This window comes from Amycolatopsis sp. NPDC043887, assembly GCF_056435665.1.
In genome coordinates this window covers 451,736-476,480 of sequence record NZ_JBWKEB010000003.1, presented here as the reverse complement: position 1 = coordinate 476,480, position 24,745 = coordinate 451,736, and the positions used below count along the sequence as shown (strand labels likewise).

General features: G+C 70.1%; 20 protein-coding genes. 9 read left to right on the top strand and 11 right to left on the bottom strand.

The annotated features are described in order from the left end of the window. Positions 1 to 156: 156 nt before the first annotated feature. Positions 157 to 4,854, bottom strand: coding sequence for a HAMP domain-containing protein (locus AC069H_RS11605; protein ID WP_478227619.1), 4,698 nt, complete (start codon positions 4,852 to 4,854; stop codon positions 157 to 159). A gap of 130 nt (positions 4,855 to 4,984) precedes the next feature. On the opposite strand from AC069H_RS11605, the gene AC069H_RS11600 reads away from it, so the two are divergent. Continuing rightward, on the top strand, positions 4,985 to 6,562 hold the full coding sequence (locus tag AC069H_RS11600; protein ID WP_478232194.1) for a SpoIIE family protein phosphatase: 1,578 nt from the start codon (positions 4,985 to 4,987) through the stop codon (positions 6,560 to 6,562). Here AC069H_RS11600 and AC069H_RS11595 read toward each other — a convergent pair. Then, on the bottom strand, positions 6,545 to 7,552 hold the full coding sequence (locus AC069H_RS11595; RefSeq protein ID WP_478232193.1) for a DNA topoisomerase IB: 1,008 nt from the start codon (positions 7,550 to 7,552) through the stop codon (positions 6,545 to 6,547). The two genes, AC069H_RS11600 and AC069H_RS11595, sit on opposite strands and share 18 nt — an antisense overlap. Positions 7,553 to 7,650: 98 nt before the next feature. On the opposite strand from AC069H_RS11595, the gene AC069H_RS11590 reads away from it, so the two are divergent. Together AC069H_RS11590 and AC069H_RS11585 are read left to right on the top strand one after the other, a co-directional pair. Further along, positions 7,651 to 8,193 carry a type 1 glutamine amidotransferase domain-containing protein gene (locus AC069H_RS11590; protein WP_478232192.1) on the top strand — a complete coding sequence of 181 codons (543 nt, stop codon included), beginning with the start codon at positions 7,651 to 7,653 and terminating at the stop codon, positions 8,191 to 8,193. Positions 8,194 to 8,252: 59 nt separating this feature from the next. Further along, entirely contained in the window at positions 8,253 to 8,429 is a 177-nt protein-coding gene (locus AC069H_RS11585) for a hypothetical protein (protein ID WP_478232191.1), read from the top strand. Here AC069H_RS11585 and AC069H_RS11580 read toward each other — a convergent pair. Beyond that, entirely contained in the window at positions 8,422 to 8,808 is a 387-nt protein-coding gene (locus AC069H_RS11580) for a hypothetical protein (protein ID WP_478232190.1), read from the bottom strand. The genes AC069H_RS11585 and AC069H_RS11580 overlap by 8 nt on opposite strands. A 48-nt stretch (positions 8,809 to 8,856) precedes the next feature. Further along, positions 8,857 to 10,173 (bottom strand): serine/threonine-protein kinase, encoded by a 1,317-nt coding sequence (locus tag AC069H_RS11575; protein ID WP_478232189.1) that lies wholly within the window; start codon positions 10,171 to 10,173, stop codon positions 8,857 to 8,859. A 144-nt stretch (positions 10,174 to 10,317) separates the two neighbouring features. Here AC069H_RS11575 and AC069H_RS11570 point away from each other — a divergent pair, with 144 nt between their 5' ends. After that, positions 10,318 to 11,415 (top strand): sialidase family protein, encoded by a 1,098-nt coding sequence (locus tag AC069H_RS11570; protein ID WP_478232188.1) that lies wholly within the window; start codon positions 10,318 to 10,320, stop codon positions 11,413 to 11,415. A 140-nt stretch (positions 11,416 to 11,555) separates the two neighbouring features. Next, a complete protein-coding gene (locus AC069H_RS11565; RefSeq protein ID WP_478232187.1) occupies positions 11,556 to 12,386 on the top strand; it encodes an SAM-dependent methyltransferase in 831 nt (276 codons plus the stop codon). Between the two features lie 162 nt (positions 12,387 to 12,548). Here AC069H_RS11565 and AC069H_RS11560 read toward each other — a convergent pair whose 3' ends face one another. From AC069H_RS11560 to AC069H_RS11550, 3 genes are all read right to left on the bottom strand, one after another. After that, complete coding sequence (locus AC069H_RS11560) at positions 12,549 to 14,432, bottom strand: M48 family metalloprotease (protein WP_478232186.1); 1,884 nt, start codon at positions 14,430 to 14,432, stop codon at positions 12,549 to 12,551. 170 nt (positions 14,433 to 14,602) lie between these two features. After that, entirely contained in the window at positions 14,603 to 15,436 is an 834-nt protein-coding gene (locus AC069H_RS11555; RefSeq protein WP_478232185.1) for an aldo/keto reductase, read from the bottom strand. Positions 15,437 to 15,464: 28 nt separating this feature from the next. Continuing rightward, a complete protein-coding gene (locus AC069H_RS11550; protein ID WP_478227629.1) occupies positions 15,465 to 16,646 on the bottom strand; it encodes an MFS transporter in 1,182 nt (393 codons plus the stop codon). Positions 16,647 to 16,789: 143 nt separating this feature from the next. Between AC069H_RS11550 and AC069H_RS11545 the strand changes: the two genes are divergently transcribed. From AC069H_RS11545 to AC069H_RS11530, 4 genes are all read left to right on the top strand, one after another. After that, on the top strand, positions 16,790 to 17,242 hold the full coding sequence (locus tag AC069H_RS11545; protein ID WP_034313971.1) for a MarR family winged helix-turn-helix transcriptional regulator: 453 nt from the start codon (positions 16,790 to 16,792) through the stop codon (positions 17,240 to 17,242). A gap of 135 nt (positions 17,243 to 17,377) precedes the next feature. Then, the gene (locus AC069H_RS11540) at positions 17,378 to 18,835 is read left to right on the top strand and encodes an amidohydrolase (RefSeq protein ID WP_478232184.1); all 1,458 of its coding nucleotides are present in this window, start codon (positions 17,378 to 17,380) and stop codon (positions 18,833 to 18,835) included. Between the two features lie 39 nt (positions 18,836 to 18,874). Continuing rightward, entirely contained in the window at positions 18,875 to 19,279 is a 405-nt protein-coding gene (locus tag AC069H_RS11535; protein ID WP_340687656.1) for a hypothetical protein, read from the top strand. Between the two features lie 43 nt (positions 19,280 to 19,322). Continuing rightward, positions 19,323 to 19,787, top strand: coding sequence for a DUF2127 domain-containing protein (locus tag AC069H_RS11530; protein WP_478227632.1), 465 nt, complete (start codon positions 19,323 to 19,325; stop codon positions 19,785 to 19,787). Positions 19,788 to 19,796: 9 nt separating this feature from the next. Here the strand turns inward: AC069H_RS11530 and AC069H_RS11525 are convergent, their stop codons facing one another. The 4 genes from AC069H_RS11525 to AC069H_RS11510 all read right to left on the bottom strand — a co-directional run bounded on the left by AC069H_RS11525 (position 19,797) and on the right by AC069H_RS11510 (position 24,712). Beyond that, on the bottom strand, positions 19,797 to 20,495 hold the full coding sequence (locus AC069H_RS11525; protein ID WP_478232183.1) for a PP2C family protein-serine/threonine phosphatase: 699 nt from the start codon (positions 20,493 to 20,495) through the stop codon (positions 19,797 to 19,799). A 249-nt stretch (positions 20,496 to 20,744) separates the two neighbouring features. Next, entirely contained in the window at positions 20,745 to 21,566 is an 822-nt protein-coding gene (locus tag AC069H_RS11520) for a hypothetical protein (RefSeq protein WP_478232182.1), read from the bottom strand. 44 nt (positions 21,567 to 21,610) lie between these two features. Next, the gene (locus tag AC069H_RS11515; RefSeq protein ID WP_478232181.1) at positions 21,611 to 23,458 is read right to left on the bottom strand and encodes a glycosyltransferase family 39 protein; all 1,848 of its coding nucleotides are present in this window, start codon (positions 23,456 to 23,458) and stop codon (positions 21,611 to 21,613) included. 3 nt (positions 23,459 to 23,461) lie between these two features. Continuing rightward, positions 23,462 to 24,712 carry a bifunctional glycosyltransferase family 2/GtrA family protein gene (locus AC069H_RS11510; RefSeq protein WP_478232180.1) on the bottom strand — a complete coding sequence of 417 codons (1,251 nt, stop codon included), beginning with the start codon at positions 24,710 to 24,712 and terminating at the stop codon, positions 23,462 to 23,464. Positions 24,713 to 24,745: the final 33 nt, after the last annotated feature.

The following is a 24,745-nucleotide window of genomic DNA, read 5'->3' as shown; positions in this document are numbered from 1 at the left end:
CGCCAGCAGCCGCTTGTCTTCCACCACCACCACTCCCACCTGGCCGTTCTCCCTTGGGGGGGGGGAAGCGCGGGAGAAGCTCCGGGTCGAGGGGGTCGGGGGTGGCGTTTCGGGTTAGAACCCGAAACCCCACTCACGACCACCTGGACCGAAGTCTCAGTCCGCGCCGACTTCCGATTCGTCACCGGCGCCCGTCACGGCCTGCGAGAGGCCGCTGGAGGCGGCATCCGCCTCCAGGTGCGCGGCGATCAGGTCCAGCAGCTTGTCCGTGTCGACCGGCTTGGTCACGTAGTCGTCCGCGCCCGAAGCGAGCGTCCGCGCCTTGTCCTCCGCGGTCGCCTTCGCCGTGACGGCGATCACGGGCAGGTCTTCGTGTGCGGCCTCGGCGCGGATCGCGGTGATCGTGGCGTTGCCGTCCAGTTCGGGCATCATCACGTCCATCAGGACGAGCGCGGTGTCCTCGTGCCGTTCCAGCGCCCGGATGCCCGCGACGCCGGTCTCGGCGTAGATGACCTCCAGGCCGTTGCGCTCCAGCACGGCGGCCAGCGCGAAGACGTTGCGCAGGTCGTCGTCGACGATCAGGATCTTCTCGCCGTGGAACCGCTGTGACGGCGCGGAGGGGGCCACCTGCGGCACGGCCATGATCAGCGGGACACCGTCGGCCGCGGCGGTGGTCGGGACCACCAGGTTCGCCGCGCTCACCGGCAGGTACAGGGTGAACGTGCTGCCCTTGCCGGGTTCGCTGCGGACGCGCAGTTCGCCGCCGAGCAGTTCCGTCAGCTGCTGGCTGATCGACAGCCCCAGCCCGGTGCCGCCGTATTTGCGGCTGGTGGTGCCGTCGGCCTGGCGGAACGCGTCGAAGATGATCGCGAGCTTGTCCGGCGCGATGCCGATCCCGGTGTCCTCGACGGCGAACGCGAGGACGCCGGGAGCGTTGCGGAGCGAGTCGGCTTCGACCTCGCCCGGATCGGCCATCCGGATGTGCAGGCGCACCCCGCCCTCGTCGGTGAACTTCGCCGCGTTGGACAGCAGGTTCCGCAGTACCTGCTGCAAACGGTGTTCGTCGGTGTGGATCGACGACGGCACAGGCGGGTCGATCAGGACGGCGAACTCCAGGCCCTTGTCCGAAGTGAGCGGACGGCAGATCGATTCGACGTACTCGACCAGTTCGGGCAGCGTGACGTCGGACATCTGCAGGTCCAGGTGACCGGCCTCGACCTTGGCCATGTCGAGGATGTCGTTGATCAGCTGCTGCAGGTCGCTGCCCGCCGAGTAGATCGTCCGGGCGAACTGGACCTGCTTCTCCGACAGGTTCCCGTCCGGGTTCTCCGAAAGGAGTTTCGCGAGGATCAGCGCGCTGTTGAGCGGCGTCCGCAGTTCGTGCGACATGTTCGCCATGAACTCGGACTTGTACTGCGACGCCATGGTCAGCTGCCCGGCACGCTCTTCGAGTTCCTGCCGCGCCTGCTCGATCTCGCTGTTCTTGACCTCGATGTCGCGGTTCTGCTGGGCCAGCAGCGCCGCCTTCTCCGCCAGATCCGTGTTGGACCGCCGCAGTTCCCGTTGCTGCGCCTGCAACTGCTCGGACCGCGCGCGCAGTTCCTGCGCCAGGCGCTGGGATTCGGTCAGCAGCGCCTCGGTGCGCGAGTTCGACTGGATGGTGCTGACGTTGACCGCGATGGTCTCCTTCAGCTGCTCCAGCAGGTCGATGTGGACGGTGCTGAAGGCGTTGATGGTCGCCAGTTCCAGCACCCCGAGCACCTCGCCCTGGAACAGCACCGGCAGCACGATCACGTTGACCGGCGCGGCCGAACCCAGCCCGGAGGAGATGAGCGCGTACTCCGGCGGGGCTTCGTGGACCAGTATCGTGCGGCGGTCGACGGCGGCCTGTCCGATGAGCGACTCGCCGGGGGAGAACCGCAGGCCCGTCTGGGATTTCGCCAGCCCGTAGGTCGCGATGCTCTCCAGGACCACCTCTTCCTGCTCGTCTTCGCGGGCGAGGAAGAACGCGCCCTGCTGCGCCGACACGAGCGGGGTCAGCTCGGACAGGATCAACGACGCCACCGACGCGAGGTCCCGGTGGCCCTGCATGAGCGCGGACAGCCTGGCCAAGTTGGTCTTGAGCCAGTCCTGCTCGCGGTTCGCGCGGGTGGTCTCCTTCAGGTTCGCGATCATCTGGTTGATGTTGTCCTTGAGCTCGGCCACCTCCCCGGACGCGTCGACGGTGATGTGCCGGGTCAGATCGCCTGCGGTCACCGCGGTGGCCACCTGCGCGATCGCCCGCACCTGCGTGGTCAGGTTCCCGGCCAGCTGGTTCACGCTTTCGGTCAGCCGCGACCACGTGCCCGCGACACCGGGCACCTCCGCCTGACCGCCGAGCGTGCCGTCCGTGCCGACCTCGCGGGCGACGCGGGTGACTTCAGAGGCGAAGGCCGAGAGCTGGTCGACCATTGTGTTGATGGTGGTCTTGAGTTCGAGGATCTCGCCGCGCGCGTCGATGTCGATCTTCTTCGACAGATCGCCCTGCGCCACCGCGGTGGTCACCGTCGCGATGCTGCGGACCTGGCCGGTCAGGTTGTCGGCCATGACGTTCACGTTGTCCGTCAACGCCTTCCACGTGCCCGCCACGTTCGGCACGCGGGCCTGGCCGCCGAGGATGCCTTCCGTACCCACCTCGCGGGCGACGCGGGTGACCTCGTCGGCGAAGGCGCGCAGCGTCTCGACCATGCTGTTGATCGTCTCGGCGAGGACCGCGACCTCGCCCTGCGCGTCGATCGAGATCTTCTTCGACAGGTCGCCGTTCGCCACCGCCGTCGTCACCGTCGCGATGCTCCGCACCTGGTCGGTGAGGTTGGTGGCCATGACGTTGACGTTGTCGGTGAGGTCCTTCCACGTCCCGGCGACACCGCGCACCTGGGCCTGGCCGCCGAGCTTGCCCTCGGTGCCGACCTCGCGGGACACCCGGGTGACTTCGTCGGCGAACGCCGACAGCTGGTCGACCATGATGTTGACGGTGTTCTTGAGCTCCAGGATCTCGCCGCGCGCGTCGACGATGATCTTCTGCGTCAGGTCGCCCTTCGCGACGGCGGTGGTGACCTGGGCGATGTTCCGGACCTGGTCGGTCAGGTTCTTCGCCATGAAGTTGACGTTGTCGGTGAGGTCCTTCCACGTCCCGGCCACGCCGGGCACCTGTGCCTGACCGCCTAGCCGCCCGTCGCTGCCGACCTCGCGGGCGACCCGGGTGACCTCGTCCGCGAACGCCGACAGCTGATCCACCATGGTGTTCAGCGTGTTCTTGAGTTCGAGGATCTCGCCCTTGGCGTCGACGGCGATCTTCTGCGACAGGTCGCCCTTCGCCACCGCCGTCGCCACCTGGGCGATGTTCCGGACCTGCGCGGTGAGGTTGTTCGCCATGAAGTTGACCGACCCGGTGAGGTCGCGCCAGGTCCCGGCGACCCCGGGCACCTGCGCCTGGCCGCCGAGCTGACCTTCCGTGCCGACCTCGCGGGCGACCCGGGTGACCTCGTCGGCGAACGCCGAGAGCTGGTCGACCATCGTGTTGACGGTCGTCTTCAGTTCGAGGATCTCGCCGCGCGCGTCGACCGTGATCTTCTGCGTCAGGTCGCCCTTCGCCACCGCCGTGGTGACCTGGGCGATGTTGCGGACCTGGTCGGTCAGGTTGTCCGCCATCTGGTTCACCGAGTCGGTGAGCCCGCGCCAGGTGCCCGCCACGCCCGGCACGGTCGCCTGGCCGCCGAGACGGCCTTCGCTGCCGACCTCGCGCGCCACGCGCGTGACCTCGTCCGCGAACGAGGACAGCTGGTCGACCATGGTGTTCAGCGTGTTCTTGAGTTCGAGGATCTCGCCCTTGGCGTCGACGTTGATCTTCTGCGAGAGGTCGCCCTGCGCGACCGCGGTGGCCACCTGGGCGATGTTGCGGACCTGGTCGGTCAGGTTGTCCGCCATCAGGTTCACCGAGTCGGTGAGGTCGCGCCACGTGCCCGCGGCGCCGGGGACCTGCGCCTGACCGCCGAGACGGCCTTCGCTGCCGACCTCGCGGGACACGCGGGTCACTTCGTCGGCGAACGCCGAGAGCTGGTCGACCATGATGTTGACGGTGTTCTTGAGCTCCAGGATCTCGCCGCGCGCGTCGACGTTGATCTTCTGGGTCAGGTCGCCGCGCGCCACCGCGGTGGTCACCTGGGCGATGTTGCGCACCTGGTCGGTCAGATTGCTGGCCATGACGTTGACGTTGTCGGTGAGATCACGCCAGGTGCCCGCCACGCCAGGGACCTCGGCCTGCCCGCCGAGCCGTCCTTCGGTGGCGATCTCGCGGGCCACTCTGGTGACCTCGGTCGCGAACCGCGAAAGCTGCTTGATCAGGCCGTTGACCGTCTTCGCGACTTCGGCGAACTGACCCTGCAGCGGCCGCCCGCCGACTTCCAGCGGCATCGGTTCGGACAGATCGCCCTCGGCGACCGCCCCGAGCACGCGGTTGAGCTCGGCCGTGGGCCTGCTCACGTCCTCGATCAGCCCGTTGACGACATCCACCGCGGTGGCCCAGCCGCCGGGGCCGATCTCGGCCGCCACCCGCTCGGTCAGCCTGCCTTCCTTGCCGACCGCCTCGCGGACGCGCAGGAGTTCGGTCACCAGTCGCTGGTTCCGTTCGGCGATGTCGTTGAAGGCGCCCGCGAGCTGGGCCGCGAGCCCGTCCCCGTGCGCCACGAGGCGCCGCCGGAAGTTGCCGTCCCCGAGGTCACGAGCCGCCGCGAGCAGGCGTTCCAGGGTCGCTTCGTCCACCTGGCCGCCACCACCTTCCACGGGGATCCGGTCCCTTTGGGAGTGCTGTGTCATCTGTGTCGACCCTCTCCACCACGCATGCCAAGCCATGGTCGTCGCATCAGCGTGCCATGATTCGACCTACACTTCGAGCCAGTCCGCCCGCTCACACTGCGCTACCCGCAAGGCAGGAGGAGGTCCGGGAATGGTGTCACGGCCCGCCCCGGCCTCGACGTCGCTCCCCTCGGAGTCGTCGCCCCCGACGAGTGAGGGAGCCCTGCCCGAATCCGGGCGGTTCTGGCGCGAGCTGCTCGAAGACGTCCGTGACGCGGTGCTCGTGCAGGACGTCGGCGGCGCGCTGCGCTGGTCGAATCCCGCCGCCCGTGAGCTGTTCGGCGGCGGCCGCCCGGTGCTCACCGCCGAAGGCCCCGACGTCGGGCATGTCGAGCACACCGGCCGTCGGTTCCCCGCGCGGATCCGGACGTTGCCCGGCGGCTGGCACGCGTGGACGGTGACCTCCGCGGTCGCGGCCGACGGCCCGCGCGTGGACGGTTTCCTCGCCGCCTCGGCGCCCAGGCTCGCCTCCGCGCGGGGCAGGCACGGGACGGCGAGGGTGATCGCCGAGGTCGCCGCGGCCGAACTCGCCGACTGTGTCTTCGTGCTGCTGCCGACCACTCGCGGTCGGTGGGAGTGGTGGAGCTGCGATCACCGCACCACCCACGGGCACGGCCGGATCAGGCGCGTCCCCGCCCAGCTGGCGCCGGTGCTCGCCGGCACTTTCGCCTCCACGGACGAACTCGAAGCCAAAGCGGTCCCGGAGGAGGAGATCGCGACCCTGCCGGCGATCGTCGCGGAACGGCTCGCCGTCCATTCGTCGGTGACCGTGGTCTCACTGGGATTCGACGGCGGATCCGGGGTCACCGGCGCGGTGGTGCTCGGCAGGCGCGGCGCGCCCGCGTTCGGCGAGGACCACCCGCGAGCGGTGACCGAGTTCGCCCGCGCCGCCGGGACGGCGCTGGCGAACGCGCACCGCTACGCCCGCCAGGAAGAGGCCACGCGCGGTCTGGAGACCACGCTGCGCCCGACACCGCCGCCGGATGTGCACGGCGTCAAGTTCGATGTCTGGTACGAGCCGTCGAGCGGGCTGCTCGACGTCGGCGGCGATTTCTACGACGTCCTGCCGCGCGAGGACGGCAGCGCGATGTTCGTCCTCGGCGACGTCTGCGGCAAGGGTGCCGAGGCGGCCGCGCTCACCGGCCGGGTCCGGCAGACCCTCGCCGCGCTCGACCTCGTCGAGCACGACAACACGACGTTGCTGAGCCTGCTGAACTCCCTGCTCATCACCGGCGGCAGCGGCCGGTTCGCCACGCTGGTGCTCGGTTCGGTGCTGGCGGGCGAAGACGGTCTCGACGTCACCTTGGCCTCCGGCGGGCATCCCGCGCCGCTGGTGGTGCGCCGCCGCGGCGGGGTCGACGAGATCACCCTGCCCGGCACGCTGGTCGGGATCTCGCCGCAGGCCCGGTTCGCCGAGACGGCCATCCGGCTGGCCGAGGGCGACGTCTGCCTGCTCTACACCGACGGGATCACCGAAGCGCGGCACCACGAGCGGCCGCCGGACCTGTTCGGGGACGAGCGGCTGCGTGAACTGCTGTCCGGGTGCCAGGGGCTGTCCGGCCGCGAGGTCGTCGCCCGGATCCGTTCCGCGGTGCGGGAATGGCTCGGCAGCGGGGCGCACGACGACATCGCCGTCCTCGCCATCGAAGCCTCACGACCCGTTCAGTAGCCGTACCACCGCCCGCTCCACGATGCCGCGGGCTTCGTCGGGACTGGCCGCCTTCGCGGCTCGCCGTACCGCGCGTTCGACGGTCCGATCCCGCCGGTACGCCTCGATCACCCGTGGGTCCACATAGGACCTCCGCGCCACGGCGGGCGTATTCCCGAGCCCTTCGGCGACTTCCGTCATCACGGCCTTCTCGACCCGCTTCAATCCTCGTTCGCTGGACGGTTTTTCCGTGTCCGCGAAGGCCGACGCGGCCAGGACGGTGGCGTTCCAGGTGCGCAGATCCTTGGCGGTGAAGCCGTCCCCGACGATTTCCCGGAGCCGGTCGTTGATGTCGTCGGCCTTCACCTCGTGCCAGCCGTCACCGTTGCGATAGGCGAGCAGGCGCACGTCGCCGCCCCGCACCCGCCGGAGGGAGCGGACCAGCCGTGCCAGTGCCTCGTCCCGCAGCCGGACCTTCCGCTGGATGCCGTGCTTCGCGGGGTAGTCGCACACCAGGCATTCGCCGCGGAGTTCGACGTGTTCGCACAGCAACGTCGCCACCCCGTGGGTGCCGTGCTCGTCGGCGTAGCTTTCGCCGCCGGTGCGGAAGACCCCGAGATCGATCATGCGCAGGGCGCCGGCGAGCACGCGTTCCCGTTTCAGGCCGCGCGAGTCGAGATCCTCCCGGACCACTTCGCGCAGCTTGGGCAGCTTTCGTGCCAGCGCGAGGACGCGCTCGTGTTTCTCCCCGTCCCGGGCCCGTCGCCATTCGGGGTGGTAGAGGTACTGCTTCCGCCCGGCGTCGTCGATGCCGACCGCCTGGATGTGGGCGTTCTCGTGCGGGGAGATCCACACGCGCCGCCACGCGGGCGGGATCGCCAGCCGGTCGATCCGCTCGATCGTTTCCCTGTCCTTCAGCGGCTCGCCGGCCGGGGTCAGGTAGCCGAAACCACGACCTCTGCGCCGCCTCCGGATACCGGGGGACCCCAGGTCCGCTCGCCGAAGTCGCATGGGAGCTGATACCCGCCGCGGCGGGAGTTCATACCCATGGTTCGGCGGTCGCGGTCCGGGGTAGTCCGAGAGCGACGACGACCTCAGGAGGGAACCCGATGGCGACATCGCTGAACGGACGCCGCGTGGCCATCCTCGCCGCGGACGGCGTGGAACAGGTCGAGCTGGTCGAGCCGCGCAAGGCGGTCACCGACGCCGGGGCGACGGCGGAAGTCGTCTCGCTGGAGCCCGGCGAGATCCAGGCCATGAACGGCGACATCGACAAGGCGGGCAAGTTCACCGTGGATCGCGTCGTCAAGGACGTCACGGTCGACGACTTCGACGCGCTAGTGCTGCCGGGCGGCACGATGAATCCGGACAATCTGCGCGCGGACGAGAACGCCGTCCGTTTCGTGCGCGAGTTCGTGACCAGCGGCAAACCCGTCGGCGTGATCTGTCACGGGCCGTGGACGCTGGTCGAGGCCGACGTCGTCCGCGGCCGCACACTGACGTCGTACCCCAGCGTGCGCACCGATATCCGCAATGCCGGCGGCACCGTCGTCGACCAGGAGGTCGTCATCGACGGAAACCTCACGTCGAGCCGCAATCCGGACGACCTGCCCGCGTTCTGCGCCGCGATCGTCACCGCGTTCGCCGGATAAACGAGTGGCGCACGTCACAGATCTGAGGGATCGTGGGTGGCGGAGAAGGAGGTGCCGCGATGACCGTGCATGCCAGACGCTACGGCCGTTGGTGCCGCGAGCATTTCGAGACAGAGCACGAGCCGGAACGCCCGCGGCCCGCGGAGACCACGGCCGCCCCGGAGGTCACCGACGCTCAGGCCGAGCAGGCCCAGGCGGGTGACGCCGCGGACGGGAAGCCGGGCTCGCTCAACTGAGTGATCGCCGGTACCAGACCCGCTTCGGGCCGGGGAGGCCGATCCGCGAGACGAGGTCGGTCACCACGCCGCCGATGATCAGCCACAGCAACGCGGCGAGACCGTCGTTGAACAGGGTGCGCAGTTTGAGGCCTTCCGGGGTGAACAGGTTCCGCAGGCCGAGCGAGACAGCGCGCGACCACTGATCGATCAGCTGCGCGAACCCGTTCCCCGGGTTGGCTTCGCCGAACACCAGCAGGATGTGCACGAACAGCACCAGCGCGAAGATCCAGCACACCGCGTGGACGACGGCGTTGACGACACGCACGACGCGGATCCTGGCGGGTGTCTGTTCGACGATCTCTTCCTGCGGCTCTCGCGGGTCGTTGATGTAGGTCATCGCCGTCTCCCATCATCGTCCACAGTGGACACTCTGCTGCGCGGTCGCTCAGCCGGGGGGCCCGGGCCTGCTGCTCTTCGTCGGAGGCCCAGGCCTGCTCTTGCTCGGCTTCGTCGATGTGCTGGGCCGGTCGCTCGAAGCGGTCGTGCCGTCCGGTGCCGGGGTGGCGCCGGTGCTTCCGGTGGCGCCGGTCGGCTTCGCGGAAGCCGGGACGGCTTCGGTGACCACGACCGTGCCGTTGCTCGCCTTCGGGCCGCGGGTGGGCACCTCGACGGCCTCCGAGGACTGCGGTCCCCGGCCTGCCGCCGGGCCGGACGATCCGGTCACCGCAGGGGGGACCATTCCGTTCGGCTGGGCAGGCGCGGGCGCTCCGGTCTGGTTGAGCGCCAGCATGACGCCGAGGGTGATCGCGGCGGCGGGCGCGCTGACGGCGGCGACCACGGCCGCCCGCTTACGGGTCGCGGGCGCGAGCCGGACCACCTTCGTCCCGGTGGAATCCTCCAGCAGGATCCGTGAGATGGCCGCGGCCGTCGGCCGCTGCGACGGCTTCCGCGCGGTCATCCCGCGCAACAAGGTCGTCATGGTCGCCGACAGTCCGCCGGGGATTCGGGGCGGGCGGTGCAGCCGCCCGACCGCGGCCTCGACCGGCGTCCCGGTGTACTCCCGCTCCCCGGACAGGCATTCGAGCAGGACGAGGCCGAGCGAATAGATGTCGGCGGGCGGGCCGACGTTCTCGCCGCGGACCTGTTCGGGCGCCATGTACGCCGCCGTTCCGACGACGCCGCCGGTCTCGGTCACCCTGGTCGCGTCGAAGGCGTGAGCCACTCCGAAGTCGCCGATCAACGGACCGTCGTCGTCGATCAGGATGTTCGCCGGTTTCAGATCACGGTGGGTGATGCCGTGCGCATGGACATGCGCGAGCGCGTCGGTCAGCCGGGCGGCCAGCTCGACGACCTCGTCCTGGGGGAGCGGGCCGGACCGCAGGCGCTGGGCGAGGTTCGGGCCTTCGACCAGGCGCATCGTGAGGTAGGTGTAGCCGTCGTCGGAGCCCGCGTCGTACAGCGGGACGAGCCCGGGGTGTCGGACCGCGCTGAGGGTCTGGATCTCCTGCTCCCGGCGGCGCTCGTCCCTGGCCATCGTGTCCGCGTGGAACAGTTTCAGCGCGACTTCGCGCCCTTCGCGCAGGTCCCAGGCGCGGAACACGCGCGCGGTCGCGCCGCGGCCGAGCAGCTCCCCGACCTCGTACCGGCCGGCGAGTTTGCGTGGCAAATGGTCCGGGTCGTGGACGTTCAGGCTGAACCGGCGCTGAGTGGTCCCGGGGTCTTCTTCCTCATCACCACCAGCACGCGCACCCGCGTCGTCCATCGGTGCTACCTCCGTCTCACCGGCCGAACGCCGTATACCCGGTCCGGCCCCGGGCGAAACAAGGTTTGCGAGCGTACCGGAGATGATCTGCGGGTTCACCCCGAACGGCGGGCAACCCGGGCGGGTGCCGGACGTCCCGTGGTCATGAAGCCGAACCGGTGGGCCGCGCTCGCCGCCACCGCACTGACCGCCCTGGCCGTCTTCACCCCGCCCGCCGCCGCCGATGCGCTGGTGCCCAAGGGTTTCGCTCCCGCCTCGACGAGCTGGACGGGGCCGCGGCACGGCTTCGTCCTCGGGTTCTCGCCGTGCGGCAAACCCGGATGGTGCGCGTCCCTGCTGTCGACCACCGACGGCGGGAAGCGGTGGCGCCGCGTCGGTGAACCGCCGATCTCCTTGCCGGACAACCACAATCAGGTCAAACTCACGGTGGTCGACGAGCGCGACGCGTTCCTCTCCGACGGCACCAGGCTGCTCGCCAGCCACGACGGTGGCGTCAAATGGTCCGAGGTCCGCCTCGCCGGGGTCCGGGAACCCTTCTATATTTCGAAGATCGCCGAAGCGGGTCCGCGGGTGTTCGCGATGGTCACCGGATTCGGCACCCCGTCGACGACGACGCTGTACGCCGGGATCTCCGGCACGCGGCTGCTCCTGCCGGTCCCGGGATTCACCGTGACCGGTTCCTCGACCTACGGCGACATCGCCACCAGCGGCGGGATCCAGGTTTCGATGGGGGCGGACTACCGCGTCCAGAAGTACTGGACGTCGTCGGACGGCCTGTCCTTCGTGGCCGCGCCGGCGCCTTGCCCGGCGGACAGTACGGCTTCGCTGAGCGGAGTCCGGCGGGGACAGGTGCTGGCGCTGTGCAGCGGGGGACCGGGGACGCCGCAGCCGGGGGCGACCGTCCGGCGGCTATGGCGCGCGCCGAAGCTCGGCGGGTACTTCACCGGGACGGGGCAGGCGCCCACCCTCGGGATCAACCAGAGCTTCAGCGCGGCTTCGCCCTCGGCGGCGACCGTCGCGGCGGAAGGCGGCGGCACCGGATTCCTGCACAGCACCGCCGACGGCGGATCGACCTGGACGACGACCGTGCTCAGCGGCCGCGGCGTCTGCCTCAACGATCTGGACTTCCCGGACGAGCGGGTCGGCGTGGTCGTGGACGGCCTTCCCGACGCCGAAGGTGGGTCCGCGGTGTACCGCACCACCGATGGCGGTGTCACGTGGCGTGAGCTCGTCTTCGGGTGATCGCCGCAGGTAGGCAAGGCCCTTGGGGAGGTTCACTTGGATGCACGCCATGTCGTAATCTGTGTACGGTCCGTCGATGTCGAGGGGAGCCGTGGGCGCGTTCACGTTGCCCGTGCGCGGCTGAAGGGTGGAACGTGTCCATGACTTCGGACGAGGTCCGGTCTGTGCCGAGGCGCCCGCTTCCCCTCGACTACAGCAAGCCCAACCTCGCCCGGATGAAGGACGTCCTTCTCGGCGGGCACGACCACTACGAGGTCGACAGGCGGGCGGTCGAGGACCTGCTCGCCATCGCCCCCGACGCCGCGGCGATGGCCAAGGAGTTCCGCTCCTGGGCGAACCGGGTGGTCCGCTTCCTCGCCGACGCCCGCGGTATCGACCAGTTCCTCGACCTGGGCTCCGGCCTGCCCACCTCGGAGAACACGCATCAGGCGGCGCAGCGGTACAACCCGGACGCGCTGGTCGTGTACGTCGACCACGACCCGGTCGTCCAGGCGCACGGGCTGGCGCTGCTGGAGGACCTCCTCGTACACGTGAGCGGCGCGGATCCGGCCGATCCGGAGCAGACCCTCGCCGATCCGGTGGTCGCCCAGCACCTCGAGTTCGACCGCCCGATCGCGGTGATCCTGAACTCGGTGCTGCACCACATCGAAGACCTCGGCGAGGCGCGGGCCGTCGTCCGCGCCTACGTCGACGCGATCGCGCCGGGCTCCTACGTGCTGATCACCCACGACTTCACCCCGGGCGAGGGCGCACGCGGCGCGCTCGCCCGGAAGCTCGACGACCTCATGGCGAGCACCGGGCACCGCACCGTGCACCGCGGCCGCGACGAGATCGAGTCACTGTTCGACGGGCTGGAGATCCTCGAGCCGGGCGTCGTCCACCTGCACGAATGGTGGCCGGAGGGCCCGCGGCTCGCCCCGCTGACCGAGCTGAACCACCTGAGCCTCGGCGGTGTGGGGATCAAGCCTTAGGCGATTCGGGGCGGCCGGGCCGTCAGGTAACTCATGCGGCGGCCCTGCGCGCCGACTTCGGGTGGTAATGAGGCCTTCGCGGCATGGTCGATGGGAGTCGGCAGTGCCTTGTGTCCATATTCGTGTTCTGACCCGAATCGCCACTCACGACGTCGCGGAGCGTCAAGCCCTCAGCGAGCCGAAGAACGCCGTCAGTTCGTCGTGGGCGGTCCCGAAGTCCTCGGTGTTGCCGGTGAAGGCCAGTTCCAGCGTCTCGCCGTCGGACAACTCCAGCGTCAGGTACGCGGTGAGCTTCCGGCGGGGGAAACCGCCCGCGACGATGTCCGGGAACGGGATCCGCCGGGCGCCCGGTTCGGCGCGCAGATCGTCGAGGCCGCGCTCGCGCAGCTTCCGGATCCGCTTGCGGTCCGACACGCCGCGCGCCCCGATCAGGCCGGCGAGGCCGCGGCGGATCAGCACCGAACGCGCCATCGGCAGCAGCACCACTTCGGTGTCGCAGACGATCAGGTCGTAGAGCTTCCGCTTGGCCTTGAGCGCGGTGAACATCCCGAGCATCCGTGCTTCGGCGGGATCCGGCTCGGGCTGGGGTTCCTGTTTGCAGAAGTACCCGGCAGGCACGCTCAGCAGTTGCAGGTTGTGGACCAGTTCGTCGACCGCGCGCGGGCTCCGCACCGCCGGGCCGACCAGTTCGGCGACGTCGAACGGCTCGCCGTCGCCGAGGCACAGTTCCCAGCCGCCGCCCCAGTTCAGGCGGTGCGCGGCGACGCCGTTGTCGATCATCGCGGCGGTGACGGTGTCGGCGAACAGTTCGGTGAGCAGTTCGAGGCCCTCCTCGCGGGACGGTGCCCGCAGGGGTTTGGCGAGCGCGTCGGCGTCTCCGTCGCGCAGCACCCGCACGACCTCGCCGATCGTGCCGCGCGGCGCCAGCCTGCTCTCGATCCCGGCCGAGGTCAGCATTCGCGCGCCCTCCGCCACCGACGCGCGGCCCGCGCGTTTGACGACCTCGTCCCAGTCCGCGCGCGGTCCGACGTCGCGGACCAGCACCTCCAGCTCCGCCTCGGGCACGTCGATCTTCGGCGCGCCCAGGAGCGACCAGCCCGGCCGCGCGTCCGGCTTCACCGGGTTGTCCGGCACGCCCGCCAGCGCGGCGATCCGCCGCTTCGTGGGCGGATGGCTGTCGTACTTCGACAGCTCTTCGCCGTCGATGATGTCGTCGGCGTACTCGGTCACCCAGTCCCGCTGGACGGGGTGGTTGAGGTACGACCGGAACCCCAGCAACACGGCGGGAGTACGCCGTGCCGTCGCGCCGAGCGAGAGATAGCGCTCGGAGTAGTCCTTCCACAGCGGGCTCAGCGTCGCGACCTTCCGCAGCGCCGCGGCCGCCGTCCGGCTGCCCGCCGCGAGCACGGACGCCTCGTCGGCCTGCAGTTCCTGCCGCCGGTTCGCCGACCGCGCGACCAGGAGGTACAGCTTCGAGTAGGCGGAGAGCAGGGCCCTGGCGGGACCACCGTCCAGCCTGTCGACGGTGAAGGCGAGCGTCTGGGTGCCGCGGTAGGTCAGCGCGAGCAGGCGGGTGTGGCCGCCGCTGTAGTGGCCTAGTTCGTGCGCGAGCACCGCGCGCAGTTCGCTCACGCTCAGTGCGGCCAGCAGCGGCAGCCCGATCAGCATCGTGCGGCGGCCCGGCCGCAGACCGAGGAACCGGGCGTCCTCGCTGACCGCGGCGTTGATCTCGCCGATCGGCACGATCTCGTCCGGCGGGCGCGTCTTCACCTGGGCGGCGAGGTCGTCGATCATCTCCCACAGCGCGGGATGCGCGTCGCGGTCCAGCCGCGGCCCCTCGATCGGTGGACGCCGCGCCCGCAGCGCGCTCAGCAGCCCGAAGCCGAGCGCGATCATGATCGCGAGCCCGCCGAGCATGACGTAGGTGCCGATCTTGCCCTGGATCCGCAGGCCCGCCAGCACACTGGCGACACCCACCGCGACGACCACCACTGGGAACGCCACGAGCAGAAGTGTCGCGAGGACGGCGCGTCCTCGGGCCTGCATCGTCCGGTTACCTCTTTTCGCACAAGTGCCGTCTGTGCGGCCGAATAGTAACCGGCTACACAGCGGGCTCGTGCGAAAACAAAGCGCTACGCCCGCTACCTGGGAAAGCCCGGAGCCTCGTGAGTGGTAAGGACGGTTCTAACCGTCCTTACCACTCACGAGCCTTATGACTAGGCGACGTTGAAGGTGTCGGGATCCGGCCCGGTCCGCTCACCGCGGTCCAGCACGGACAGCGAAGCGATGTCCTCCTCCGACAGCGTGAACCCGAAGACGTCGAGGTTCTCCTTGATCCGCGACGGTGTCACGGACTTCGGGATGACGACGTTGCCGAGCTGAAGGTGCCACCGCAGGACGATCTGCGCCGGCGTGCGGCCGTGCTTCGAAGCCAGCGCGGTGATCGCGCCCTCGCCGAGCAGGTCGCCGCCCTTGGCCAGCGGGCTCCACGCCTCGGTCGCGATGCCGTGCTTCGCGTCGAATTCGCGCACTGCGGCCTGCTGCAGGTACGGGTGCACCTCGACCTGGTTGACCGCCGGGGTCACCGAGCCGGCGTCGAGAAGCCGTTCGAGGTGCGCGGGCTGGAAGTTGGACACGCCGATCGCGCGCACCCGGCCGTCGGCGTAGAGCTTCTCGAAGGCCTTCCACGTGTCGCGGTAGAGATCGCGCTCCGGTGTCGGCCAGTGGATGAGGTAGAGGTCCAGCTGCTCGAGGCCCAGCTTGGCCATGCTGGCGTCGAACGCCTTCAGCGTGGCGTCGTAGCCCTGTTCGCTGTTCCACAGTTTGGTGGTGATGAACAGCTCGTCGCGGGCGATCCCGGACTCGGCGAGTGCCTTGCCGACGCCCGCTTCGTTGCCGTAGATGGCGGCGGTGTCGATGCTGCGGTAGCCCGCGTCCAGCGCGGTCTTGACCGCGGCGGTGGTCTCCTCGTCCGGCACCTGGAAGACGCCGAACCCGAGCTGCGGCATCTCCACCCCGTTGTTGAGCTCGACGGTGGGAATGTCGGTCACTTGCGTTCCTTTCGTGGGTGTTTCCGGTTCAGGCGGCGGGGGCCAGTTCGGCGCGACGAGCCTTTCGCCGCCCGTGGTCGAGCATGCCCGAGAAGACCGCGACCAGCAGTCCGGCGAGCGCGAGCGCGGCGCCGATCCAGTTGGGCGCGGTGTAGCCGAGTCCGGCGTCGATGGCCTTGCCGCCGAGCCACGCGCCTCCGGCGTTGCCGAGGTTGAACGCGGCGATGTTGGCCGCCGAAGCCAGCGCGGGCGCGCCTTCGGCCTTGTTCATGACGCGGGCCTGCAGCGGCGCGACGGTCGCGAAACCGGCGGCGCCGAAGACCGCGATGGTGATCGCGGCGGGGAGCTGGGAGTGCGCGGTGAAGACGAACACGACCAGTACGGCCGCGAGCACGGCGAGGATGACATACAGGCTGGGCATCAGCGACCGGTCGGCCGCCTTGCCGCCGAGCAGGTTGCCGACGAACAGGCCACCGCCGAACAGCACCAGCAGCCAGGTCACCGCGCCGGGGGAGAAGCCGGCGACCTCGGTCATCATCGGGGCGATGTAGGTGAAGGACGCGAACACCCCGGCGAAGCCGAGCGCGGTCATCGCCAGCGCGAGCCACACCTGCGGACGCCGGAACACGGCCAGTTCGCTGCGCAGTCCGGCGCTCTTCGTCGTCGCCTGCACGGGGACCAGCGCGAGGATCCCGATCAGGCCGATCACGCCGAGCGCGCTGACCGCCCAGAACGTCGAACGCCAGCCCAGTGCCTGGCCGAGCGCGGTCCCGGCGGGAACGCCGAGGACATTGGCGACGGTCAGCCCGGTGAACATCATCGCGATGGCGCCGGCCTGCTTGTTCGGCGCGACCAGTGAGGCGGCGACGACGGCGCCGACACCGAAGAACGCGCCGTGCGAGAGCGCGGCGACCACGCGGCCGGTCATCAGCAGGCCGTAGGTGGGGGCCAGCGCGGAAACGACGTTGCCGGCGATGAACAGGACCATCAGGCCGACCAGCACCGTCTTACGCGGCACCCGCGACGCGAGCGCGGTCAGCAGCGGGGCGCCGACCACGACGCCCAGCGCGTATCCGGAGATCAGCAGCCCGGCGGAGGGGATGGACACGCCGAAGTCGCCCGCGACCTCGGGCAGCAGGCCCATGATCACGAACTCGGTGGTGCCGATACCGAAGGCACTGATCGCCAGTGCGAGCAGGGCGGCAGGCATTGGAGGCTCACTTCTTCCCGTAGAGTGGTGTTGTCTGGCGTTGGCAACTACGGGCGTCCGAAATAGTTGCACGCGCCGTATATTGCACACGCTTGATGATGCATGACGCAACGAAGCTCGGGCAACCGGGGAAGAGGTGAACCGTGTCACTGGCCGACGACGCCGTGGAGGCACGCGCGCAGGGCTGGCGGACCCTGGCCGCACTGCACGCGCGGATCGAGGACGCGCTGGAGCGCGCGCTGGCGCAGGAGCACTCGCTGTCCGTCAGTGAGTACACCGTGCTGGACGTGCTCGCCCGTCAGGACGGTTTCCATCTGCGGATGAACCAGCTGTCGAACGCCGTCGTGCTCAGCCAGTCGGCGACGACCCGGCTGGTGTCGCGGCTGGAGGACCGGGGGCTGCTGCAGCGGTACCTGTGCCCGGACGACCGGCGGGGGATCTACACGGAGGTCACTCCGGCGGGGCAGGAGCTGCTCGCGGCCGCACGGCCGACGCACGACACCGTCCTCACCGAGGCGCTCGCCGCCGCCGAAGAACTCCCCGAACTCGCGCCTTTGGTCGCCGCGCTCGGAAAGCTCACCTTCGCCCGCTCCTGATCCCGCGCATTTCGTCCTCTGAATGCGGTAGTTGGCATCGCGAACCACCGCGTTCAGAGGACGAAACGCGGTCGGGGGCGTGCGCAAGGAGCGCATCCAGAGGACTAAACGCGGGCGGGCTGGCAAGGTGAGGGCGTGGACGATCTTCTCTTGCGCCGGGTCCGGGTCGGCTTGGCGGGTTCCCTGTCGGACGTGCGGATCGAGGGCGGCCGGATCGCGGCCATCGCGGGCCCGGGGCAGGCGGGTGAGGCGTCGGAGATCCTGGACGGGCACGGCGGCACCCTGCTGCCCGGTCTGGTCGACGCGCATGTGCACACCGCCCAGTGGTCGGCCGCGCGCCGCCGGATCCCGCTGGGGGAGGCGACCTCCGCGGCGCACGCGGTCGATCTCGTGCTCGCCCATCTGCTGGCACATCCGGCGCCGCCCGGCGAGCTCGTGCTCGGTGCCGGGTTCCGCGACGGTCTCTGGCCCGACGCCCCGCACAAGGATCTGCTGCGGAAAGCCTTGCCAGGGCATCCGGTCGCGCTGTTCAGCGCCGACCTCCACACGTTGTGGCTCAGCCCGGCCGCGCTGAAGCTCATCGGCCGCGAGCATCCGACCGGGGTGCTGCTGGAGAACGATTGCATGAGCGCGACGGCCGAACTCCCGATCGCTCCCGAGGACGTCATCGACGGCTGGGTGGCCGACGCCCTCGACGCGGCGGCCGCCCGCGGTGTCACCAGGATCGTCGACTACGAATACGCCGACACGGTCACCGACTGGCGGCGACGGCTGGCACGGAAACCCCTGCCGGTCCGGGTTTCCTGCGTGATCGCGAAGTACCTGCTCGACACCGCCATCGAACGCGGCCACCGGTCCGGGGACGTCCTGGAGGACAGCGGCGGGCTGCTCACGGTCGGCCCGTTCAAGCTGTTCGTCGACGGTTCGCTGAACACGCGCACCGCGTACTGCGTGGGTCACTACGCCGGAACCGAGTCCCACGGACTGCTCGAACTGCCGCCCGAGGAGCTGGAACCGTTGATGCGCAAGGCATCCGAGCACGGCCTTTCGCCCGCGGTGCACGCGATCGGCGACCACGCCAACAAGATCGCGCTCGACGCCTTCGCGAAGGTCGGCCGCGCGGGCCGTATCGAGCACGCGCAACTCCTGCGCGCCGAGGACGTCGCGCGTTTCGCCGAGCTGGGAGTCGTGGCGAGTGTGCAGCCCGCCCATCAGCCGGACGACCGCGACGTCGCCGACCGGCACTGGCACGGCTGGACCGATCGGGCCTTCCCGTACGGCGCGTTGCATCGCTCCGGGGTGACGCTGGAGTTCGGCTCGGACGCGCCGGTCGCGCCGCTGGATCCGTGGGACGCGATCGCGTCGGCGGTCAGCCGCACCGACGACGAGCGTCCGCCGTGGCATCCCGAGCAGGCCATGCCGCTGGAGGCCGCGCTCGCGGCGTCGTCAGGTGGCCGGACCGGGCTGGCCGTCGGGGACGTGGCGGATCTGGTCGTCACCGCGGTGGATCCGGCGCGGCTGTCGCCGGCGGGCCTGCGCGACATCCCGATCACCGCCACGGTCATGGACGGCCGTGTCACCCACGCCTCCTGAGTCTTTCCTTGCCCGGGCGCAACGTCTTAATGGAAGGGCATGGATCACCGCCTGCTCGACCGGCTCCGGGACCTCCACGGCTCCTTGAGCACCGACATCAGCTTCGTCACCCGGATGGTCGAGGAGGACGTGCCGCGCGCCGACGTCCTCCGTGATCTCGGGGAACGGCTCACCGAACTGGGTACGGCACTGCTCCGCCGCTCGGACGACGTCAACGCCGACGTGCTCGCGATGCTGCCCGAGAACGGCTGGCTGCCCGAAGCGGGCGCGCACCACCGGGCGCTGGTCGTGGCCCACCAGGTCGGCGAGCGGCCGCTGCGCTGCGGGCGGATCTATCTCGCCCTCTGCGGTGCGCCGTGCTTCCCCTTCTACGGCAGGGACCTCTCCGGGCGGACCGCCCGCCACGAGCGGTGCCCGACCTGCCGGGACCGCCTGTTCCGGTGACGGCGGCTGCGCGCGGCGGCGGGGTGCGGCAGGGTGAGGTGACATGAGCACCGAGAAGCTGTTCCGGATCGCCATCACCCTGAAGGGGCTCGACGGCGCGTTACAGCTGGTGGGCGGGCTGATCCTGCTGATCGTGCCGGCGTCGGTCATCTCCGGTTTCGCGCACGCCGTCGTCACCCGGGATCTGCTCGGCGACCCCGAAGGGACGCTGGCCCGGCACCTCGAACTCGCCGCCGGTCACTTCGCCGAAGGCCGGACGTTCGCCGTCGTGTACCTCGTGGCGCACGGACTCATCAAACTCGGCCTGGTCTGGGCGCTGGCGAAGAAGGTGATGCGGGCGTACCCCGTCGCCGCCGTGGTGCTCTCGGCGTTCGTGGTCTACGAGATCTTCCGTGCGATCCACACGCACTCACTCGCGCTTCCGTTCTTCGCCGCCCTCGACGTGGTGATCGTCGTGCTGGTCCTGCGCGAGTACCGGCAGCTCAAACGGGATCGCGTCGCGGCCTGACCGCCCGGTTCAGGCCGCGACGCGAAACTTTTCCGTGGTGACCTCCGCGCCGGGCGGATCCACCACGAGCACGGTGGCGTTGTCGGAGCCACCGAGCGAGATCGCCGTCCGCACCAGCTCGGTGGCCGCCCTGTCCGGCATCCCGAGGATGTCGAGCATGGTCGGGCCGCTGAGCGTCTTGTGCACACCGTCGCTGGTGAGCAGAAGTCCGCCGGTCGTGACGCTGGCCGTGCCGATCTCGTGCGCACCGGCCGTGCGGACGCTGGTGGTGACGACGTGTTCCATCCGCGGTGTCACGGGTTGTCCGTGGTCGCGGAAGTACTGCGCGAGCGTATGGTCCTTCGTCACCTGCCGCACGGTGTAACCGTCCCAAGCGTACGCCCGTGCGTCCCCGACCCACGCGATGCCATACCCCTCGTCGGTCCGCACGGCCACGACGAGGACGCAGTCACCGGTCTCGCCGAGGGCGAGCACGGCCCGCTGAGCTGCGAGAACGGCCCCGGCCGCCCCCTGGTCGACCGGTGTCCTTGCCGCCGCTGAGGCCGCCGTCCGGGCCGCGCGTGCCGCGTTCGGGTGATCTCCGACTCCATCGGCCAGCGCGAACACCATCCCCCTGCCGCCCGGGGCCGCGTACGCCGCGACGGCGTCCGCGTTGTGCTCGCGCGGCCCCCGCGCGCTCGCCGTGTGCCAGTGTGGAAGCTCCCTCATGGTCTTCTCCTCACCCCTGGGTGATTCCCTGCCCACTTCCAGGATCCGCCTGTTTCCTGTGGACGACCTGAGGGTTCGGTGTCGGGCGGCTGTCGGTCACGCGTCGTGTGCGGCCGGGCCCCTTCGCCGGGACGAAACCCGTAACTCGCGTGCTTGGCGGCGTAACTTGCGTGCTTGGAGGCGTAACTCGGGTGCACGGCGTCTGATCACGCGAGTTACGCCTCCAAGCACGCGAGTCACGTGGCCAGATCAGCGCAGTCGCGTGATCAGCGTCCGCAGCCAGCTCTCCGCCATCGCCGGTTCCTTCCGCAGATGCCGCACCAGCAGGTCCCGCCCCGCCTTCGAGCGCCCCGCCTCGACGATCGCGACCGCCTCGGCCAGCCCCCGCAGCCGCATTTCCGAATGCTCCGGCGCGCGGCCGTTCTCGTCCGACCAGCGCGGCCGCGGGAACGACGCCGTGAGCTTGGGCTGGGTGTTCCCGAAGTAGAGCCAGACCGGCTCGTCGAGCGAGATGTTCCGCACGGCGTGCGCGGGCAGGTCGGCGGGCCAGGTGAACTGCTGCTGCCAGCGGAAGGCCGACGGGCTCGTGTCCTCGCGGATGGTGATCCCGAGGAACCGGAGCCGCCCGCGGATGATGCTCCAGGCCTCGCGTTCATCGTCGATCCACCTTCGCAGCAGTCCGTAGAGCCCGGTGAACGTCTGTCCTGTGTAGACGAGGTCGACGAATACCTTCGGCCGTCCGCGCGCCAGGTCGTGCGGGCTCAGGCCCGCCGAGGCGAGATATCCGCGAAGGGTGTCCACATCGGACTCCGACAGGCCGTCCCAGGTGCCCGCGAACGACAGCGGCAACTGATGGATCCTTTCCCGCCAAGGGGTTCCGCTCAGCAGGTCGTGCACGCTGTCCGCGGAGCGCCCGACGAAGTACAGATCCGCGTCACCGGCGCGGGCGATCACCTTCGCGGCGCATTCGATCAGCTCGTCCAGAAACCACAGCGTCGGCTTTCCGGCGCGCTCCAGTAGCGTCCCGAGCTGGTCGGGGCGCACGAGATCCCAGCGGTACGGCCGATTCACGCCGTCCAGGATTCCCGTGCGCCCCAACCTTTGTCGACGCATTTTCAGGAAAGCAGGTGGTACACCGTCTGCTCGCCGATCGTGGTGGCGGTGAAGTTCTCGGCGACCCATTCGGAGATCTCGTTCGAGCCGCCACCCGGCCCACCGCCGCGGCCGCCTTCGACGTAGTAGGTGATGTCACCGTTCGCCACGTACTGCTGGAATTCCGCCAGTGTCGGAGCCGGATCCCTGCCGCTCCAGCCACCGATGCCGATCACCGACTTCCCGCTCGCGAGTTCGAGGTTCGCCGCGGACTGCGAACTCGACGTCGCGGCCGCCCATTTCGTCGTGGTGGCGGCGAGAACGGCCCCGATCTCCGCCGAGGACCCCTCTTCCATGCCCATTCCGCGCTCGCCACCGGTGGCCGGGCCGGAGATCGGGATCGAGCCGGAGTGCGCCTGCGAAGCGGTTTCGACGCCGAACGCGGTGGTGCCGAGGCCGACGGTCAGCACGGCGGCCGTCGCGACGACGGCGACGAGTCGGCGCGCGGGCGGGATACCCACGAGCACGATGGTCGCGGTCAGCAGGCCGAGCCCGGCGATGATCCAGCGCAGCGCGGGCAGCCAGCCGGCGTTGCGGTCCAGGAGGATGTACGCCCAGACGGCGCTGGCCGCGATCATCAGCGACAGGAACACCCGCGGCGTGAGATACGCCCGGCCGCGCCACAGCGAGGTCCCGGAGATCGCCGCCACGGCGGCGATCGACGGCGCCAGCGCGACGGCGTAGTACGGGTGCACGATGCCGCTCATGAAGCTGAACACCAGCGAGGTGACGAGCATCCAGCCGCCCCACAGGATCAGCGCGGCCCTCGTCCGGTCGGTGCCGGCGGCCCGCCGGGTGAACCACAGCCCCGCGGCCAGCCCGATGAGCGCGGCGGGCAGCAGCCACGACACCTCGCCGCCGAAGCTCGCGCCGAACATCCGGGTCAGGCCGCTCTCGCCGCCGAAGCCGACGTTCCCACCGGCCGAGCCGCTCACAGCCCCGTTCGGGCCGCCGACCATCACGCCGCCGCCCATGCCGAAGATCCGGCCGAGGCCGTTGTAGCCCAAGGCCAGTTCGAGCAGGCTGTCGCCGTCCGAACCTCCGATGTACGGCCGGGACTCGGTCGGCCACAGATCGACCAGCGCGATGAACCAGCCGGCTGACAGGACGGTCGAGCCCCAAGCTCCGAGCAAGTGAAGCAAGCGTTTTCCCGGCGTGGTCGGCGCCGCGATCAGGTAGGCGAGGCCGAACGCGGGCAGCACCAGGAACGCCTGCATCATCTTGGTCAGGAAGCCGAACCCGACGGCGACGCCGGCGAAGGCCAGCCAGCGCGGGCTCGCCTTTTCGATCGCGCGGATCGTGCAGTACCCGCCGGCGATCAGCAGCAGCGTCAGCAGCGCGTCGGGGTTGTTGAACTTGAACATGAGCGCGGCGACCGGGGTGACGGCGAACGCCGCCCCGGCGAACAGGCCGGCGACGGGTCCTGAGGTTCGCTTCACTGTCAGGTACAGCAGGCCGACCGAGGCGACCCCCATCAGCGCTTGCGGGGCCAGCACGGTGAAACTGGAAAAACCGAAGAGCCGGGCGAACGCCGTCGTCACCCAGAGCGCGGCCGGCGGCTTGTCGACGGTGAGCACGTTCCCGGCGTCGAGTGAGCCGAACAGCCAGGCTTTCCAGTCCTGCGTGCCGGACTGCACCGCCGCGGCGTAGAACGAGTTGCCGTAGCCGGAGGCGGTCAGGTTCCAGAAGTACAGCAGTGCGGTGGCGGCGAGCAGCCCGAAGACGGCCGGCCGAACCCACCGGCCGGGCGGCTTCGTGGCGTTTTCCCCGGCGTGGCCGGGTTCCGCCCGGGAAGCGAGTGCGGTGGTCATGGGTCAGCTCTCCATCTCGGTGGCGGGGCGGCGGAACACCCAGCCGCGCAGCAGCAGGAAGCGCAGGACGGTGGCCGCGAGGTTCGCGAGCACGAGCGCGGTGATCTCGAGCGGCAGGCCGGGGGCCGTCATCGTGTGCAGCAGCGCCAGCGCACCACTGGTGAGCGCGAGCCCGAGGCCGAACACGATGAGGCCCTGGAACTGGTGCAGCCCGGCGCTTTCCCGGCCGCGGATGCCGAAGGTCAGGCGCCGGTTGAGCGCTGTGTTGCCGATCGCCGTCACCAGCAGCGCGACGAGGTTCGCGGCCTGCGCGCCGGTGAACGTCCGCAGCAGCAGGAACAGCACGAGATAGGCGATGGTGCTGGCGACGCCGACGGCGGCGAACCGCACCAGTTGCCGCACCAGGCTGGGTGCCACGCCCGGCGCCCGCACCTGGATCGGCGCGCGGCCCAGCTGCTCGCGAAGGCCGCTGATCGGGATCTGCCCGGTCATCGTCGCCTTGGTCAGCCGTGCGATCCCTTTGAGATCGGCGGTCGCGGTGGCGATGATGTTCACCGACGAGTCCGGATCGTCCACCCAGTCGACGGGGACCTCGTGGATCCGCAGCCCGGCTTTCTGCGCCAGCACGAGCAGTTCGGTGTCGAAGAACCAGCCGGTGTCCCGGATATGGGGGAGCAGTCGTTCGGCGACATCGGCGCCGATCGCCTTGAATCCGCATTGCGCGTCGCTGAACCTCGCCGCGAGCGTGCCGCGCAGGATCAGGTTGTAGCAGCGGGAAATGAACTCCCGCTTCGGTCCGCGCACCACCCGCGCGCCGCGGGCGAGCCTGCTACCGATGGCGAGGTCGGAATGTCCGGAGAGCAGCGGCGCGACGAGGGGGCCGAGCGCGGCCAGATCGGTCGAGAGGTCGACGTCCATGTAGGCGAGCACCGGAGCGTCCGAAGCGGACCAGACCGAGCGCAGTGCCCGGCCGCGGCCTTTCTCTTCGAGGTGGCGGACTTCGACGTCGTCGAACTCGCGGCTCAGCCGTTCGGCGACCCGCAGGGTGCCGTCGGTGCTGGCGTTGTCCGCGACGGTGATCCGGAACGGGTACGGGAACTGTTCCACGAGATGCGCGCGCAGCCGCCGGACACACGGTTCGAGGTCGGTCTCCTCGTTGTAGACGGGGATGACGACGTCGAGGACGGGGGAGCCGTCCGGGGCGATGGCGGGGCGGCGGCCGGAGTCGGCGCCGGAGAGGATCGCGGTTGTCATGGTGTCAATCTCGGTCGTCGCGCTGAGGTCGCC